The 15,701-nt window shown below is 69.1% G+C and carries 11 protein-coding genes and 1 pseudogene; 4 read left to right on the top strand and 8 right to left on the bottom strand.

All coding sequences use genetic code 11. The annotated features are described in order from the left end of the window. Window positions 1–253: 253 nt before the first annotated feature. The 8 genes and pseudogenes from JX552_RS33175 to glmS all read right to left on the bottom strand — a co-directional run bounded on the left by JX552_RS33175 (window position 254) and on the right by glmS (window position 12,802). The gene (locus JX552_RS33175; RefSeq protein ID WP_431195924.1) at window positions 254–4,039 is read right to left on the bottom strand and encodes a PE family protein; all 3,786 of its coding nucleotides are present in this window, start codon (window positions 4,037–4,039) and stop codon (window positions 254–256) included. Between the two features lie 62 nt (window positions 4,040–4,101). Beyond that, window positions 4,102–5,203: pseudogene (locus tag JX552_RS33955) on the bottom strand (PE family protein); the annotation flags it as partial. A 172-nt stretch (window positions 5,204–5,375) separates the two neighbouring features. Further along, window positions 5,376–6,758, bottom strand: a complete 1,383-nt coding sequence (gene gad, locus JX552_RS06090) for a glutamate decarboxylase (RefSeq protein WP_205876533.1) — start codon at window positions 6,756–6,758, stop codon at window positions 5,376–5,378. A gap of 28 nt (window positions 6,759–6,786) precedes the next feature. After that, window positions 6,787–8,214 (bottom strand): NAD(P)H-hydrate dehydratase, encoded by a 1,428-nt coding sequence (locus JX552_RS06085; protein ID WP_205876532.1) that lies wholly within the window; start codon window positions 8,212–8,214, stop codon window positions 6,787–6,789. 2 nt (window positions 8,215–8,216) lie between these two features. Continuing rightward, window positions 8,217–8,933: a rhomboid-like protein gene (locus tag JX552_RS06080; RefSeq protein WP_431195923.1), complete on the bottom strand. Its 717-nt coding sequence runs from the start codon at window positions 8,931–8,933 to the stop codon at window positions 8,217–8,219. A 265-nt stretch (window positions 8,934–9,198) separates the two neighbouring features. Next, window positions 9,199–10,032 (bottom strand): DUF4436 domain-containing protein, encoded by an 834-nt coding sequence (locus JX552_RS06075; protein ID WP_205876531.1) that lies wholly within the window; start codon window positions 10,030–10,032, stop codon window positions 9,199–9,201. Continuing rightward, window positions 10,029–10,913: a DUF4436 domain-containing protein gene (locus JX552_RS06070; protein WP_205876530.1), complete on the bottom strand. Its 885-nt coding sequence runs from the start codon at window positions 10,911–10,913 to the stop codon at window positions 10,029–10,031. The genes JX552_RS06075 and JX552_RS06070 overlap by 4 nt, the downstream gene beginning before the upstream one ends. An 11-nt stretch (window positions 10,914–10,924) precedes the next feature. Further along, window positions 10,925–12,802, bottom strand: a complete 1,878-nt coding sequence (gene glmS / locus JX552_RS06065) for a glutamine--fructose-6-phosphate transaminase (isomerizing) (RefSeq protein ID WP_205876529.1) — start codon at window positions 12,800–12,802, stop codon at window positions 10,925–10,927. An 82-nt stretch (window positions 12,803–12,884) separates the two neighbouring features. On the opposite strand from glmS, the gene JX552_RS06060 reads away from it, so the two are divergent. Genes JX552_RS06060 through JX552_RS06045 form a run of 4 tightly spaced genes read left to right on the top strand, consistent with a single transcriptional unit; the run spans window position 12,885 to window position 15,699 of the window. Further along, complete coding sequence (locus JX552_RS06060; RefSeq protein ID WP_205876528.1) at window positions 12,885–13,364, top strand: DUF2510 domain-containing protein; 480 nt, start codon at window positions 12,885–12,887, stop codon at window positions 13,362–13,364. 9 nt (window positions 13,365–13,373) lie between these two features. Beyond that, complete coding sequence (locus JX552_RS06055) at window positions 13,374–14,225, top strand: dienelactone hydrolase family protein (protein ID WP_205876527.1); 852 nt, start codon at window positions 13,374–13,376, stop codon at window positions 14,223–14,225. A 46-nt stretch (window positions 14,226–14,271) separates the two neighbouring features. After that, window positions 14,272–14,622 (top strand): nuclear transport factor 2 family protein, encoded by a 351-nt coding sequence (locus tag JX552_RS06050; RefSeq protein WP_205876526.1) that lies wholly within the window; start codon window positions 14,272–14,274, stop codon window positions 14,620–14,622. Between the two features lie 36 nt (window positions 14,623–14,658). After that, window positions 14,659–15,699 carry an LLM class F420-dependent oxidoreductase gene (locus JX552_RS06045; RefSeq protein ID WP_205876525.1) on the top strand — a complete coding sequence of 347 codons (1,041 nt, stop codon included), beginning with the start codon at window positions 14,659–14,661 and terminating at the stop codon, window positions 15,697–15,699. Window positions 15,700–15,701: the final 2 nt, after the last annotated feature.

Below are 15,701 nucleotides of genomic sequence, written 5' to 3'. Positions count from 1 at the left end.
GATCAGTGATTTGAGTGAAATGCCGCATCTTTGGACCTGATCAAATTGAGAGTTGACCCGCAATGGGGTCGTACAGCACCAATCAGCTTGGCAGCCGATCACCGGGCCCCGCCGCGACAACACCGGCCGAATCATCGGTGGACCAGCACAACCGCGCTCAGCGGTGCATCCACGCCCGCGTCGAACACGTCCTCGACCGCACCGAGCCCGCAGGAGGCGTAGTCAGTCGTCCTATCCCAAACAAATCTGTGGCTTATGGAATTCCAAAGATGCCGCCGGGCGCACCGTCAGCGCCGGCGACGCCTCCGGGTCCGGGCGCCCCACCGATCCCCCCAAGCGCGACCCTGGCATTGTCCGGAAAAAGGCGCGCATAGGCGGTACCACCCGCACCGCCGGCGCCACCATTGACGCCCGCGCCAGAGCTGTCACCACCCTTGCCGCCCTGGCCGCCAGTGGCGATGGAGGTGACCTCGACCAGGTCGGCGACTGCGGTGCCGCCTTGGCCGCCGACCCCGCCGGTAATGCCTGACCCTGCATTCCCGCCCTCGCCGCCGGTCGCGGCGCCGACGCCGATATTGGCTGCGTTGCCACCGGCCCCGCCATTGCCGCCGGTGACGGCGCCGTTGCCGCCGGCCCCACCCGCCCCGGCGATGGCGTCATTCGCATTGCCGGCGTTACTGAGAGTGACTTCACCACCGCGGCCGCCGCCCCCGCCGTCGGAGGTCGTTCCGATGCCACCACTGCCGCCAGCGCCGGCCGTGACGCTGCCCAGTCCGCCAGTGAACGCGGATCCGCCCTCTCCGCCGACCCCGCCGCTGGCGCCGTTGCCACCGTTTCCTCCACTGGCAGCCGTGGCGGTGCCTGTCGAGGCGCTGGGGGAGATATTCGCAAACCCGCCGCGCCCACCGGCTCCACCGGCCGAGGTGGTTCCGGTGCCGCCATCGCCGCCGACGCCTCCGGTGACATCGCCCAATCCGAGGGTGAGCGCCGAACCGCCCTGCCGGCCATCGCCGCCGCTGACGCCGTCACCTCCTCGCCCACCACTGCCGGCGTTCGCGTTGCCCAGCGAGGCGCTGTTGTTGATCACGGCATCACCGCCGAATCCGCCAGCGCCGCCGGTCGACGTCGTTCCGGTGCCACCGGCGCCGCCGGCGCCGCCGGTGACATTGCCGAGTCCGGTAACCGTTGTGCTCGCGCTGCCCCCGGACCCGCCAAACCCGCCGGTGGTTGCCCCGGCGCCACCGGCACCGCCGTCTCCGCCGGTCGCGTCGCCGCTTCCTGCGTTGTCCGCTAAACCGCCGTTACCGCCGAACCCGCCGCTGGCTCCGTCACCCCCCGTGCCGCCGCGGCCGGCGATGGCAGTTCCCTTCGAAGCGCCGCTCGATATGCTCGCCGACCCGCCAGACCCTCCATTGCCTCCGCCCGCCCCAGTCCCGCTGCCGCCATTGCCGCCATCGCCGGCCGTGACGTTGCCGCCCCCGGAACTGAACGCGGCGCCGCCAATTCCTCCGGACCCGCCGGTGAATGCGCCGGCTCCACCGTCGCCGCCGGCACCACTGGTGACATTGCCGTTTCCGGATGTGACGACCGAACCGCCGAACCCGCCGGACCCGCCATCGGCGCCGGTGCCGCCCTTTCCGCCGCTGCCTACGATGCCGTCTCCGGTAGCTGCGGTGTTGGTGATGAATACCGACCCGCCGGAGCCGCCGGACCCGCCCTTGGAAATGGTCCCGGCGCCGCCGTCGCCGCCCTTGCCACTGGCGACATTGCCAAGTCCGGAGGTGGTCACCGCGCCGCCGCTGCCGCCGAACCCGCCGCTGGTGCCGTCACCACCTTTTCCGCCGGCGCCGGCGGTACCGGTCGCAGTGGAGATGCTGTTGGTGATATCCGCGGAACCGCCGCCGCCGCCGGCGCCGCCACCGGAGCTGGTCCCGTTGCCCCCACTGCCACCGGTGCCGGCGGTGACGCCGCCGAGTCCGGTGGTGGACGCCGCGCCGCCCCGCCCGCCGAACCCGCCGCTGGCGCCGGCGCCACCGGTCCCTCCGCCACCGGCGGTAGCCGTCGCGGTGGAGGCGCTGCTATTGATTCGCGCATCGCCGCCGAATCCGCCGGACCCGCCGCCCAAACTGACCCCGCTGCCACCGTCGGCGCCCTTACCCCCGGTGACGGTGCCGCCACCTTGACTGAACGCCGCACCACCGTTGCCGCCGGAGCCGCCGCCGAGGGTGGCGCCGTTGCCACCGAGGCCGCCATCACCACCGGTGACGGTGCCGCCACCTTGACTGAACGCGGTGCCGCCGTTGCCGCCCGAACCACCGCCGGCGCCATTGCCGCCCTTGCCCCCGGCCGTTGCGATGACGTCATGACCATTAGCGAGGTTGTTGACACTCGCACCACCGCCGCCGCCGCCGGATCCGCCGAGGCCGCTAGTCCCTGCGCCACCGTCACCGGCAGCGCCGGCGGAAACTTTGCCGAGCCCAAACGTGGTCGCCCCAGCTCCATTCCCGCCGTTGCCTCCGTTAGTGGCGCCGTTGCCGCCGTTGCCGCCGCTGCCGGCGGAGGCAGTACCCGTCGAGGCGCCGTTGGAGATGTTGGCGAAACCGCCATTACCGCCCGATCCGCCGCCGGACGTCGTTCCGGTGCCACCTATGCCACCACGGCCCCCGGTGACGCTGCCGAGTCCGGCGTGGGACGCTGCGCCCCCGAACCCGCCGGACCCGCCACCGGCGCCGTCGCCACCTTTCCCGCCGTGTCCGGCGGCGGCGGTCCCCGTGGAGGCGACGTTAGCGACATTCGCGCCACCGCCTGATCCGCCGGATCCGCCGTTGGAGGTGGCGCCGGCGCCACCATCGCCGGCATCTCCCCCGGTCGCGCTACCGAGCCCCGACGCGGACGCTGAACCGCCGTTCCCGCCAGCCCCTCCCGCTGCGGCCCCCGTGCCGCCGGCGCCGCCGTCGCCGCCGGCGACGTAGCCGCTGCCAGCGCCGGTCGCCGAGCCTCCTGCCCCGCCGAGCCCGCCGCTGGCCCCTGAGCCACCTTTTCCGCCACTGCCGGCGGTGCCGCTTGCGGTCGAGGTGCTGTTGTTGATGTTCGCCGCACCACCGGTGCCGCCGTTGCCACCCGAGCCCGCGCCGCCTTCGCCACCATGTCCGCCGGCGCCGCCGACGACGCTGCCGGTTCCGGCGGTGGTCGCCGTACCGCCACCCCCGCCGGATCCTCCGTTGGTGGCACCGTTGCCGCCGTTTCCGCCGCTACCGGCTGTGCCGGTTCCCATAGCCGTGCTATTGACGGTATTCACCGAACCACCGAACCCGCCGGAGCCACCGCTGGCAGTGAGGCCGGTACCTCCTGCCCCGCCGTCGCCGCCGATCGCGTTGCCGGTTCCCGAATTGGACACGAATCCGGCATTACCACCGAACCCGCCGCCGCCGCCGGAACCACCTTTGCCACCGTTGCCGGAAGTGGCGGTCGCCGTGGACGCGCTGTTCGTGATCGTCGCGGAGCCACCGGCCCCACCGCTCCCGCCGGTTTGGATGGTCCCGGCGCCGCCCGCACCGCCGTGGCCGCCGATGACGTCGCCGGTTCCGGAGCTAGACGCCGCACCGCCGGTCCCGCCAAATCCGCCGAACCTGCCATCACCCCCGTTGCCGCCCTCGCCGGCGATGGCCGCTACCGTCCCGGTTCGGGTCACGCTGGCGCCCTGGCCGCCGGCGCCACCAGTGCCCAAGCCGGCGCCGTCGCCGCCGTCGCCGCCGTTGCCGCCACTGCCGGCTGACGCTCCGGCGGCTCCGCCGGCCCCGCCGCCGCCCCCATTGCCGCCCGCTGAGGAATTGCCGCCTGCCCCGCCGGTGCCGCCGTTACCGTAGGCACCGCCGGTGCCGCCAGTCCCGCCGGCACCACCGTCCCCGGGTCCACTGAATCCCACCCCGCCGGTGCCGCCATTACCGCCATTAGCTGCGACGATGACGCCGGCCGCGCCGCTCGCGCCAGCGCTGGCGCCGGGCCCACCGGCCGCCCCGCCGACGCCGCCGACACCCACGCCGACCGGTCGCCACCCTTGCCGCCCTTACCGCCGGGCGACAGCGCATCCAGGCCAGGCCCGCCGGCGCCGCCGTCACCCGGCGCCCCCGCGTTTCCCCCGGCCCCGCCGGCCCCGCCGTCGCCGTGCGCACCGGCGCTGCCGAACAACGCCGAACCCTTCCCCCCGGCCCCGCCCGTCCCTCCGGCACCTCCCGTACCGCCGGCGCCGCTATTGCCGCCGTCACCGCCGGTTCCGCCGGGATCGTGGAGTCCCAGCCGGCACCCCCGGTCCCGCCGACGCCGCCGGCCCCGCCGACCCCGCCCTGGCCTCCAGCCCCACCCTTGCCGTACGCCAGCCCGGCGTTACCGCCAACCCCGCCATTGCCGGCATGTCCGCCCACCCCCCCGGTACCGCCAGCCTCCCCATTGACCGACAGCGAGGTGCCTGCAGCACCCACGGAGCCCGTCGCGCCGGACGCACCAGCGCCCCCGGCGCCGCCGCGCCCACCGTCACCGAACAACCATGCGCTGCCGCCCATCCCGCCAGCTCCGCCGTTCACGCTGGCCCCGCCGAGCCCACCGGCACCACCGGCGCCACCGTTGCCCCACAACCAGCCGCCGGCCCCACCGGCACCGCCCGCCCCGCCGCCGACCCCGCCGGCACCGCCGGCACCGCCGGCCCCGATCAAGCCGGCCGCGCCGCCAGCGCCGCCGGTCTGCCCGGCGCGCCCGAGCCACCGGACCCGCCGCTGCCCCACAAGATGCCACCCGCCCCGCCGGCGGCTCCGGTCCCCGATGCGCCACTGGCGCCGTCGCCGATCAGCGGACGTCCCAGCAACGCGTTAGTGGGGGCATTGACCACGGCCAGCACGCTGTCCGCGAGGGTCTGCAGCGGTGAGGTGCTGGCCGCCTCGGCGACCATATACGAGCTTCCGGCCCGGGCCAGAGCAGCTCCAAACTGGACATGAAATGCCTCGATGTGCACACTGATGGCCTGATACTCGGCGGCGTAGCCGGAGAATAACGACGCGACGGCCGTTGATATCTCATCGCCCGCGGCAGCCAGCACGGTGGTCGTCGGAGCCGCAGCAGCAGCGGTCACTTCTTTCAGTGAGACGCCAACCCGTGCTAAATCTGCGGCGGCGGACGCCAACATCTCCGGAGACACCACAAGGTAAGACATCATTGCGCTCCCACCCGGCCCGTGCGAGTTGCATAGCCATGACAAAGGCCGAGCATGTCACACCGTCGGCGCAAGAGTAGCGACATTTCTCAAATCAATTGACGCATTAGCAATTAATTTGTGCGACGGCTTCCGCCCGGGTCCTGCGGCACCGCCCATTTCGGCCGACCGGTCAGTGCGCGAAGTGCTCGGCCTCGTAGTGTCCGGCCGGCTTGAGCTTATCCAACGACGTCAGGGCCTTGATGGCGTCGTCGTGCAACGCGCGGGCGAGGTCGCCGGAGAGGCCTTCGCGGACCACGATGCGCAGCACCGAGACGTCGGTGGCGTTGTCCGGCATGGTGTAGGCCGGCACCTGCCAACCGTAACCGCGCAGTTCGTGCGAGACGTCGAACTCGGTGTAGCCGCGGTCCTTGGCCAACCTGAAGCTGACCACCGGGATCGCCGAACCGTCGGAGATGATTTCCATGTACTCGCCGGTGCGCAGCTGCTCACCCAGCCAGCGCGCGGTTGACGACAACGACTGCATGACCTGCGTATACCCCTCGCGGCCCAAGCGTAGGAAGTTGTAGTACTGGCCGACCACCTGGTTGCCCGGCCGGGAGAAGTTGAGCGTGAAGGTCGGCATGTCACCGCCCAGGTAATTGACCCGGAAGACCAGGTCTTCGGGCAGGTATTCGGGGCTGCGCCACACCACGAAACCGATGCCGGGATAGGTCAGGCCGTACTTGTGGCCGCTGACGTTTATGGACACCACCCGCGGCAACCGGAAGTCCCACACCAGGTCGGGGTGCAGGAACGGCACCACGAAGCCCCCGCTGGCGGCATCGACGTGCACGGGGACGTCCACACCGCCATCGGCGGCCAGCTTGTCGAGTGCCTTGCAGATCTCGGCGACCGGTTCGAGTTCCCCGGTGTAGGTGGTGCCCAGAATCGCCACTACGCCGATGGTGTTTTCGTCCACGGCGTCGAGCACCTGTTCGGGCGTGATGACGTAGCGGCCCTCCTCCATCGGCAGGTAGCGGGGCTCGACGTCGAAGTAGCGGCAGAACTTCTCCCACACCACCTGCACGTTGGAGCCCATCACGAGGTTGGGGGTGCGGCTCTTCCAGTCCTTCGTCTTGGCTCGCCAGAGCCACTTCATCGCCAGACCGCCCAGCATCACCGCCTCGCTGGAGCCGATGGTGGACACCCCGATGGCGCTGCTGGGGTCGTCGTCGCGTAGCCCCTCGGCGTGGAACAGGTCGGCCACCATGCACACGCAACGCTGCTCGATGGCCGCGGTGGCGGGGTACTCGTCCTTGTCGATCATGTTCTTGTCGAACGTCTCGGCCATCAATTTCCCGGCCTCGGGGTCCATCCAGGTGGTGACGAAGGTGGCCAGATTCAGCCGCGAACTGCCGTCGAGCATCAACTCGTCGTGGATGAAGCGGTAGGCGGCCTCGGGATCCATCGACTCATCGGGCAACCGCAACGCCGGCACCGGCTTGGTGAACAGTCGGCCGGTGTAGGCCGGAGTGATCGAGTGGGTGGCCTTGGACGGGTGGCTCTTGGACACGACGATCCTTTCGTTGCCGATTACGTTGCTAAAGAGCGGCCACGGCTGCCCGGATGTGGTGCATGATCCGCGACGACGAGGTCGGCGCCTCTCCGGGTCCCGGGTGGGCGGCCGACAGCGCCGCCGCCCGGGCGTGGACGAATGACGCGGCCGCGGCGGCCTCGCCCGGCGGTAAACCGGAGGCCAGCAGCGCGCCGATCATCCCGGACAGCACGTCGCCGGACCCGGCGGTGGCCGCCCAGGACTGCCCGGCGGGGTTCAGGTAGACGGGTCCCCCGGGTTCGGCGATGACGGTCACGTTGCCCTTGAGCAGCACGGTCGCTCCCAAAGCGTCAGCCAGCCGGCGCGTGGCGCCCACCCGGTCTTGTCCGACTGGTGAGCCAGGCGGGGATCCGGCGAGCCTGGCGAATTCACCCGCGTGCGGTGTCAGCACGGTCGGAGCGTTGCGGTCGGCCACCAGATCCGGGTGGGCGGCCAGCATGGTCAACCCGTCGGCGTCCACCAGCACCGGCAGGTCGGTCTCCAGGGCGAACCACAGGGCGGCGGCGCCGTCCTCGTCGGTGCCCAGTCCCGGCCCGACCACCCATGCCTGCACCCGTCCGGCCGCCGCCGGGGTCGGTGAGGCGATCACTTCCGGCCACTGGGCGAGCACTTCGTGTTGGGCGCTGCCTGCGTAGCGGACCATGCCCGAGTGGGTGGCCACCGCCGCGCCGGTACACAGCACCGCGGCGCCCGGGTAGGTCGAGGACCCGGCCAGCACCCCGGTAACGCCTTGGGTGTACTTGTCGTCGCGGGCACCGGGTACGGGCCAACGCGCCAGGACATCGGCGGCCTGGAAACTGCGCAGATCGGAGTCGGGCAGGTCGAGTCCGATGTCGACGAGTTCGACGCGGCCGCAATCGGCAAGCGCGTGCACGGGTTTGAGGCCACCGAAGGTGACGGTGAGCGCGGCGCGCACGGCGGGTCCGGTGATGGCGCCGGTAGCGACGTCGATTCCGCTGGGAATGTCGACGGCGACCACTGGGATGTCGCGGGCTTGTTGGAAGACTTCGGCCGCGGCCGGCCGCAGCGGGCCGGAACCGGAGATGCCGACCACCCCGTCGATGACGAGATCCGTTACTGGATCGATCTTTTCGACGACACGGCCACCGGCGCTGCGGAACGCGGCCAGCCCCTTGCGGTGGGTTTTGTCGGGGTTGAGTAGCAGCGCGTCGGCGGCCGCGCCGCGCCGGCGGGCAAAGGTGGCCGCCCACAGGGCGTCGCCACCGTTGTCACCGGATCCCACGACCGCACAGACCCGGCGGCCGGTGACTCCGCCGGTGCGGGCGGTCAGCTCGCGCAGGATAGCGGTGGCCAGCCCGAAGGCCGCGCGTTTCATCAGGGCGCCATCGGGCAGGCTGGCCAGCAGCGGCGCTTCCGCGTCGCGAATCGTGTCCGCAGAGTAGTAATGCCGCATCGTCAGCCTGGCGCCTTCCGTGTCTTGCGCCGGCCGAAGACGGCTTTGAATCGCTCGGCCGGATTCCAGGACCCGGTCTTGCGCTCGCGTGCCATCGGGAAGAACGCCAGGCCGATCAGCAGCGCCGCGAAATGGCCGATGGCGGTGAAGCTCAGCTCGATGCGGTCCATCAACAGCACCGGAAAGCCGAAAATGAGCAGCAGCACGCCCAGATAACCCCAGCGCCAGGGCCGGGCGATGCGGTAGGTAAGGACTCCCATGATGCCGACCAGGAAGTAGCTGACCCCGATGTCGTGGGCGCGCACCGACCTTGCTGAGGCGTCGTGCATCTGGATCGCCATGTACAACAGCCCCTCGCTGAAATAGGTGGCGATGATATGTGACGTCAATCCCACTGCGAGCCAACGTAATTGGCCGAGCCAATGCTCAGCCGGCGCCAGGAAGAGGGTGAACAGCAGCAGGTAGGGCTCCAGGCTGCGGCCGTCGATCCACAGCAGACTGGAGAACAGCACCCCCAGCGGATCGGTTGCCAGCGCGTGCAGGTTCGTATAGCGGTGCAGCAGAATCGAATGCAGTTGATGCCCGGTGAGCAGATTCTGCACGATCGTCGTGGCGGCCAGTGCGAGCAGCCAGCCGTAGGTGAGCGGCGCACTGATGACGTAGTGCCACACAATGCGCACCAACGCCCGAGCTCGTACCGATATCGATACTCTCGCCACCGTGTAACCCTTTCACGCCCGGTGTCGCAGCGTACCGCGCGGGCGGCTTGTGATCAGCTACTTGCCTTTGGCTCAGCGGATTTCGCGGGCGCTTCCGGTCTCTCCGGCCTCTCCGGGTTCTCCGGCGCCAGGTGCGGCCAGGCCACGACGAACAGCACGACACCTGCGATCCCGAGCTTCACGTGCCACTCCTGGCTTTCGCAATCAATGCGTCCACTTACTCCCTACAACCGCATGCGACAAGCCGCAAGGCCGGCGGGCGGGCTCACTTCTCAGGTTTCAGGTGCCGCCACCAGCACGCAACGTAGAGCGTCAGCGAAATGACCAACACCACGATGACCCACAACACCACCGTGACGTCGATCCACGCTCCGAAGGGTGGCGGGTCGGGGAGCGCACCCCGTAACGGCATCACCGCGAAGAGCATCGCCGCGTACCAGGTGGTCATCGGCGGCTGAAATTTTCTGCGGTCCCGAAACGTCTGCACCGCGACGAACAGCGCCAGAGCGGCGAGCGCGACAAGCACACCGAGGATGACCAGAGCGAAGGCCGCGGTACTGGGTGACCGGTACAGATCAAGCCGGTACGGCGCACGTTCGTTGCCCGCGCCCAGCCGATTGACCTCAATCTTCCAACCGAGCAGTCGGTCGACCAACGTCGCAGTGGCGGGCACCGGCAGCTGGTCGGCGCCGGAGAAGAGCTGCATGGCAAGGGGCCCGGATTGGTAGGTGTCGAAGGGCCAGTCGGCGACGTCGCCGGTGAGGGTGACCGTAACGGGGACGATGTCGGGCAGCGTTCCCTTCGACCAGGTCCGTCTGCTGGTCGACACCACGGAGGTGGCCACGACGCTCAGGTCGTCTTTCAGCGTGTGCGTCAGTGGGTCCAGCAGCGCCGGACCGGGCAGCACGGTGATGTTGGCCCGCAGCACGCTGTTGTCGGACTGGATGTCCTCGATATCGAACGTCACCTTGGTTCCGTCGGCCGGGGCGGCACCGTCGGCGATTCGACGCGGATGGCCCATGCCGCTGTCGACGTACAACACGATCGATCCGATGTAAGCCGCGACGAAAAGCAGCACGCCGGTGATCGCGAGCCTCATGGGCCGGAAACGGCGGCCGCCGGCTGCTCCAGCTTGGCCGGTTGGGCCGGTTTGTCCGGCGCCAGGTGGCGCCACCAGCAGGACACGTACAGGCCCATCGAGATCACCAACGCAAGGATCACCCACAACACCACGGTGACGTCGACCCACGCTCCGAACGGCGGCGCGTCGGGAAGCGCATTGCGCAGCGGTATGACCGCGAAGAGCATGGCGGCGAACCAGGTGGTCATGGGCGGCTGGAACTTTCGCCGGTCGCGCACCGTCTGCACCGCGACGAAGAGCGCGAAGCCGGCAATGGAGACCAGGACGGCAAGCAGCGCGATGGCAAGCGTCACGGTGCTTGGCGACCGCTGCACCTCCGCGCGGTACGGAGCCTTGACATCACCCGGCGAGCCGCCCTGCACGTCGACCTTCCACCCGGGCAGGCGATCGACGAAGGTCACCGAGGCGCGACCCGGCACCTGCCCTGGACCGCGGAATAGATCCACCGATATCGGCCCTGAGCGGTAGCTGTCGAATGGCCAGTCCGACACGTCGCCGCTGACGCCCAGCGACACCGGGAATACGCCTGGCTGCGTGCCTTTGGGCCAGAAGCGTTTGGTCGGAGTGGTCGCGGAGGTGACCGCGACACTGAGGTCTTCGGTGAGGTTGCCGGTCTGCGGATCCAGCAACTCGGGTCCCGGTGTGACGGTGAGGTTGCCGACCAGCGCGCTGCGGTAGGGCTGCAGACCGTCGATGTCGAATGTCACCGTCGTCCCGTCGGCTGCCGCCCGGCCGTCGGTGACGGGGTGCGGGGGGCCCATCCCGGTCAGCGCATACAGCGCCACCAGGCTGGCATATGCCACGGCGAAAACCCCGAGACTGACGATCCCCCACCGCATGGCGTCTCCGTCTATTCGACCGTCACTGACTTGGCTAGATTACGCGGCTTGTCGACGTCGTAGCCACGCGCCCGAGCCACCGACGCGGCGAACACCTGCAGCGGGATGGTCGACAGCAGCGGCTGTAAAAGTGTTGATACCGAGGGTATTTCGATCAGGTGGTCGGCATAGGGGCGGACCGTCTCGTCGCCCTCCTCGGCGATCACGATGGTCACCGCCCCGCGGGTCTGGATCTCGCGGATGTTGGACAGCAGCTTCGCGTGCAGCGTCGCCGAACCTTTCGGCGAGGGCATGACGACGATCACCGGCAGGTCGTCCTCGATCAGCGCGATCGGGCCATGCTTGAGTTCGCCGGCCGCGAAGCCCTCGGCGTGCATGTAGGCCAGTTCCTTGAGCTTCAGCGCGCCTTCGAGTGCGACCGGATAGCCGACGTGGCGACCCAGGAACAACACCGTCGAGGACTGGGCGAACCGGTAGGCCAGCTCGGACACCGGATCCGTTGCCGCGATCACCCGGGCAACCAGGTCCGGCATCGCCTCCAGTTCGCGGTATTCGCGTTCCACCTCGTCGGGGTACTTGGTGCCGCGGGCCTGGGCCAGCGCCAGACCCACCAGATAGTTGGCGGTGATCTGCGCCAGGAAGGTCTTGGTGGAGGCCACCCCAATCTCCGGGCCAGCGCGGGTGTAGAGCACCGCGTCGCACTCGCGCGGAATCTGCGAGCCGTTGGTGTTGCAGATCGCCAGGACCTTGGCCTTCTGCTCCTTGGCGTGCCGGACCGCTTCCAGCGTGTCGGCGGTCTCACCGGATTGGGAGATGGCCACGACCAGCGTGCTGCGGTCCAGCACGGGGTCCCGGTACCGAAATTCACTGGCGAGCTCGACCTCGACCGGCAGCCTCGTCCAATGCTCGATCGCGTACTTGGCCAGCAGGCCCGAATGGTAGGCGGTGCCGCAGGCGACGACGAACACCTTGTCGACCTCGCGCAGTTCCTGGTCGGACAGCCGCTGCTCGTCCAGCACGATCCGGTTGTCCACGAAATGGCCGAGCAGCGTCTCGGACACCGCGGCGGGCTGCTCGGCGATCTCCTTGAGCATGAAGTACTCGTAGCCGCCTTTTTCGGCGGCGGCCAGGTCCCAGTCGATATGAAATTCCCTGAAGTCCCGCCCCGCTTGCAGGTCGTCGTTGCCGTGGAAGTCGGTGATCCGGTAGCCGTCGGCGGTGATCACCACCGCCTGGTCCTGGCCGAGTTCGACCGCCTGCCGAGTGTGTTCGATGAAGGCGGCCACATCGGAGCCGACGAACATCTCGCCTTCGCCAATTCCGACGACCAGCGGCGTCGAACGGCGGGCGGCGACGATGGTGCCGGGCTCGTCGGCATTGGCGAAGACCAGCGTGAAATGGCCTTCCAGCCGGCGCAGGACCGCCAGCACCGATGCGGTGAAATCGCCGGCCGTCTCGCCGTGGTGGTAGGCCCGCGCGACCATGTGCACCGTGACCTCGGTGTCGGTGTCGCTGGCGAACTCCACACCGACAGCCTCCAGCTCCTGGCGCAGCGAGGCGAAGTTTTCGATGATGCCGTTGTGGACGACGGCGATCTTGCCCGCCGCGTCGCGATGCGGGTGCGCATTGCGGTCGGTGGGGCGGCCGTGGGTGGCCCAGCGGGTGTGGCCCAGGCCGGTGCCGCCGGACAGTTCGGCCGGAGTCATTTCGGCCAGCGCCGACTCCAGATTGGCGAGCTGACCTGCGCGGCGACGCACCATGAGGTTGCCGCCGCCGTCCACCAGCGCGATGCCCGAGGAGTCGTAGCCGCGGTACTCCATCCGGCGCAGGGCGTTCATCACGACATCGCAGGCAGGACGCTGCCCGACGTAGCCGACGATTCCGCACATTCTGACCAGGGTAATGCAGGTGTGGAACTACCACCGGGACCGGCGATATCGTTAATCTCTCGGCCAGCACGAAAGGTCTGCTTTGTCACAGCCCTACCAGCCGCCCGCTCCCTATCAGCAGCCAGGCACGCAGGGACACCCGAACTCGGAGCCGCTGTTTGAGATCAGGCTGCTCAAGCACACCGGCGCGCTGATTTTCTGGCAGCAGCAAACCGTTCGGCACACTGGGAACCTGCAGCAGTGCGAACAGGCGTACAAAGACGCACAGACGCACTGCCTGCTGCTGGGCTGGTGGAGTCTGGCGTCACTGGTGATCTTCAACTGGATCGCGCTGTTCTCCAATATGGGTGCCATCAAGCGAATCCGCTCGCTGTCCCAGGATCCCCAGGCGCTGGCCCAGCAGCAATACTCGCGGGCCCCGCAGCAATACGCGGTTCACCCGCAGCCGCCAACAGCGTCCGTACCGCCGGGCTGGTACCCCGATCCCTCCGGCCAACCCCGACAGCGCTACTGGGACGGCGCGACGTGGACCGCCTTTACCCATCCACCGACGCACCGCTAACGTCGACGGGTGGCCCGCATCCGCAAGCTCGTCGCCGCCCTCGACCGTCGTGGTCCACATCGCGTTCTGCGCGGTGACCTGGCCTTTGCCGGCCTGCCCGGCGTGGTGTACACCCCCGAAGCGGGGTTCAATCTGCCCGGCATCGCGTTCGGACATGACTGGCTGACCGGCTCCGCCCAATATTCCGGCCTGCTGGAGCATCTGGCGTCCTGGGGCATCGTGGCCGCGGCGCCGGACACCCAGCGGGGCCTCGTCCCGTCGGTGATGAACCTGGCGTTCGATCTCGGTGTCGCCCTGGACATCGTCTCCGGCGTGCGGCTGGGCCCCGGCGAGATCAGCGTGCACCCCGCCAAGCTCGGCCTGGCCGGCCACGGGTTCGGCGGTTCGGCCGCGGTGTTTGCCGCGGCCGGCATGGCCGGCTCTGCCGGCAGGCCGCTCGCCGCGGTGGCCGCGATCTTCCCGACCGTGACCTCTCCCCCGGCGGAATTGCCGGCCGCGAACCTCGACGTACCGGGTCTCATCCTGACCGCGCCCGATGCTTCCAAGACGCTGAACTCCAATGCCCTGGCGTTGGACCGTGTCTGGGACAGGGCCACCCTGCGTGTCGTCAGCAAGGCCGAAGCCGGTGGCCTGGTGGAAGGTCGACGGCTACCGAAGGCCGTGGGACTGGCCGGTTCGGACCGTAAGACCCAACGGGCGGTTCGCGCGCTGTTGACCGGCTATCTGCTCGCCACGCTCGGCGGTGACAAGACCTACCGCGACTTCGCCGACCCGGATGTGACGTTGCCCAGAACCGACCCGTTGGATCCCGAAGCGCCGCCGGTGACTGCCGAAGAGAAAATCGTCGCGCTGCTGAAATGACCGGCAAGCGGGTGTCCCAGCACACGCAAGCGGGTAGTAACCGTCTATGGCAGACGTACAAAATCTTTACCGGCGATGGATCAGCGAGCTGTGGGCCGGCCACCCCGTCGCCGCGGAGATTGTCACCGACGACTTCGTAGGTCATTGGCCCGACCGCGACGTGCACGGACCCGCCGAACTCACGCAAATCATCGAGCAGACGCGAAGCATGTTGAGTGATCTGGCTTTTGCCATTGAAATCGGCCCGCTGCTCGACGGCGACCTGGTCGCGGGCCGCTGGGCCGGAACCGGCGGCGGCCCCGACGGCCCGGTCCGGTTCACCGGTAACGACATCCTGCGACTCGACGCCGACGGCCAGCGGTTCGCCGAGTACTGGACGGGTACGTCGACAGGCTGACGCCCGGCCCGTGACCGGCCGTGGTAAGTGTCGTTGATGCGGATCGGGATCGCGCTGGACTATTCGGGGGGCTTCCACGAGGCCGTCGACCGCGTCGTCGAACTCGAGAAGGTCGGCGTAGCCGTGGCGGTGGTCGCCGAGGCGTACGCCTTCGACGCGATCAGCCAGCTCGGCTTTCTGGCTGCCAGGACGAGCACCGTCGAACTGGCCTCCGGTGTGCTGCCCCTCTATGTCCGGACGCCCTCGCTGCTGGCGATGACGGCCGCCGGACTGGACTACGTTTCCGGAGGCCGCTTCAACCTCGGGATCGGAACCTCCGGACCGCAGGTGATCGAGGGATTCCACGGCATCGAGTTCGACGCGCCGTTGGGCCGGACCCGTGAAGCGGTGGAGATCTGCCGGCAGGTATGGCGCCGGGAGCCGCTTCACTATGCCGGCAAGCATTATCAGATTCCCCTGCCCGCCGATCGCGGCACCGGCCTGGGCAAGGCGCTCAAGCTGATCAATCATCCAGTGCGCGAACATATTCCGATATCGATTGCGGCGCTGGGCCCCAAGAACGTCGAACTTACCGCCGAGATCGCCGAGGGTTGGCAGCCGGCGTTCTACTATCCGGACAAAGCCCACCTGGTGTGGGGTGCGGCGCTGGCGGCCGGTACCGCCAAACGCGATCCCGCGCTTGGTCGGCTGGACGTCATGGTGGGCACGGCGCTGGCGATCGGCGACGACGTCGAGGACCGGTTCGCCTGGATCAAACCGCAACTGGCCCTCTACATCGGCGGGATGGGCGCCCGGGGCCGCAACTTCTACCATGACCTGGCCACCCGCTACGGTTTCGGCGAAGTCGCCGACCGGATCCAGGAGCTGTATCTGGCCGGCCGCAAACGTGAGGCGATCGACGCGTTGCCTGACGAACTGGTGCGCGGAGTTTCGTTGATCGGCCCGCGCGGCTTCATCGCCGAACGGCTGAGCGTCTTCGCCGAGGCAGGGGTGACCACGCTGTTGGTCAGGCCGGCGACGGCAGATGCCCGCGAAGCCGTTCACTACGTGGAGCAACTGCTGCAACTGGTTCCCTGAGA

It is taken from the genome of Mycobacterium gordonae (assembly GCF_017086405.1).
Taxonomy (GTDB): domain Bacteria; phylum Actinomycetota; class Actinomycetes; order Mycobacteriales; family Mycobacteriaceae; genus Mycobacterium; species Mycobacterium gordonae_D.
The sequence above is the reverse complement of the archived record's forward strand: the minus strand, read 5'-3'. Positions and strand labels throughout refer to the sequence as shown.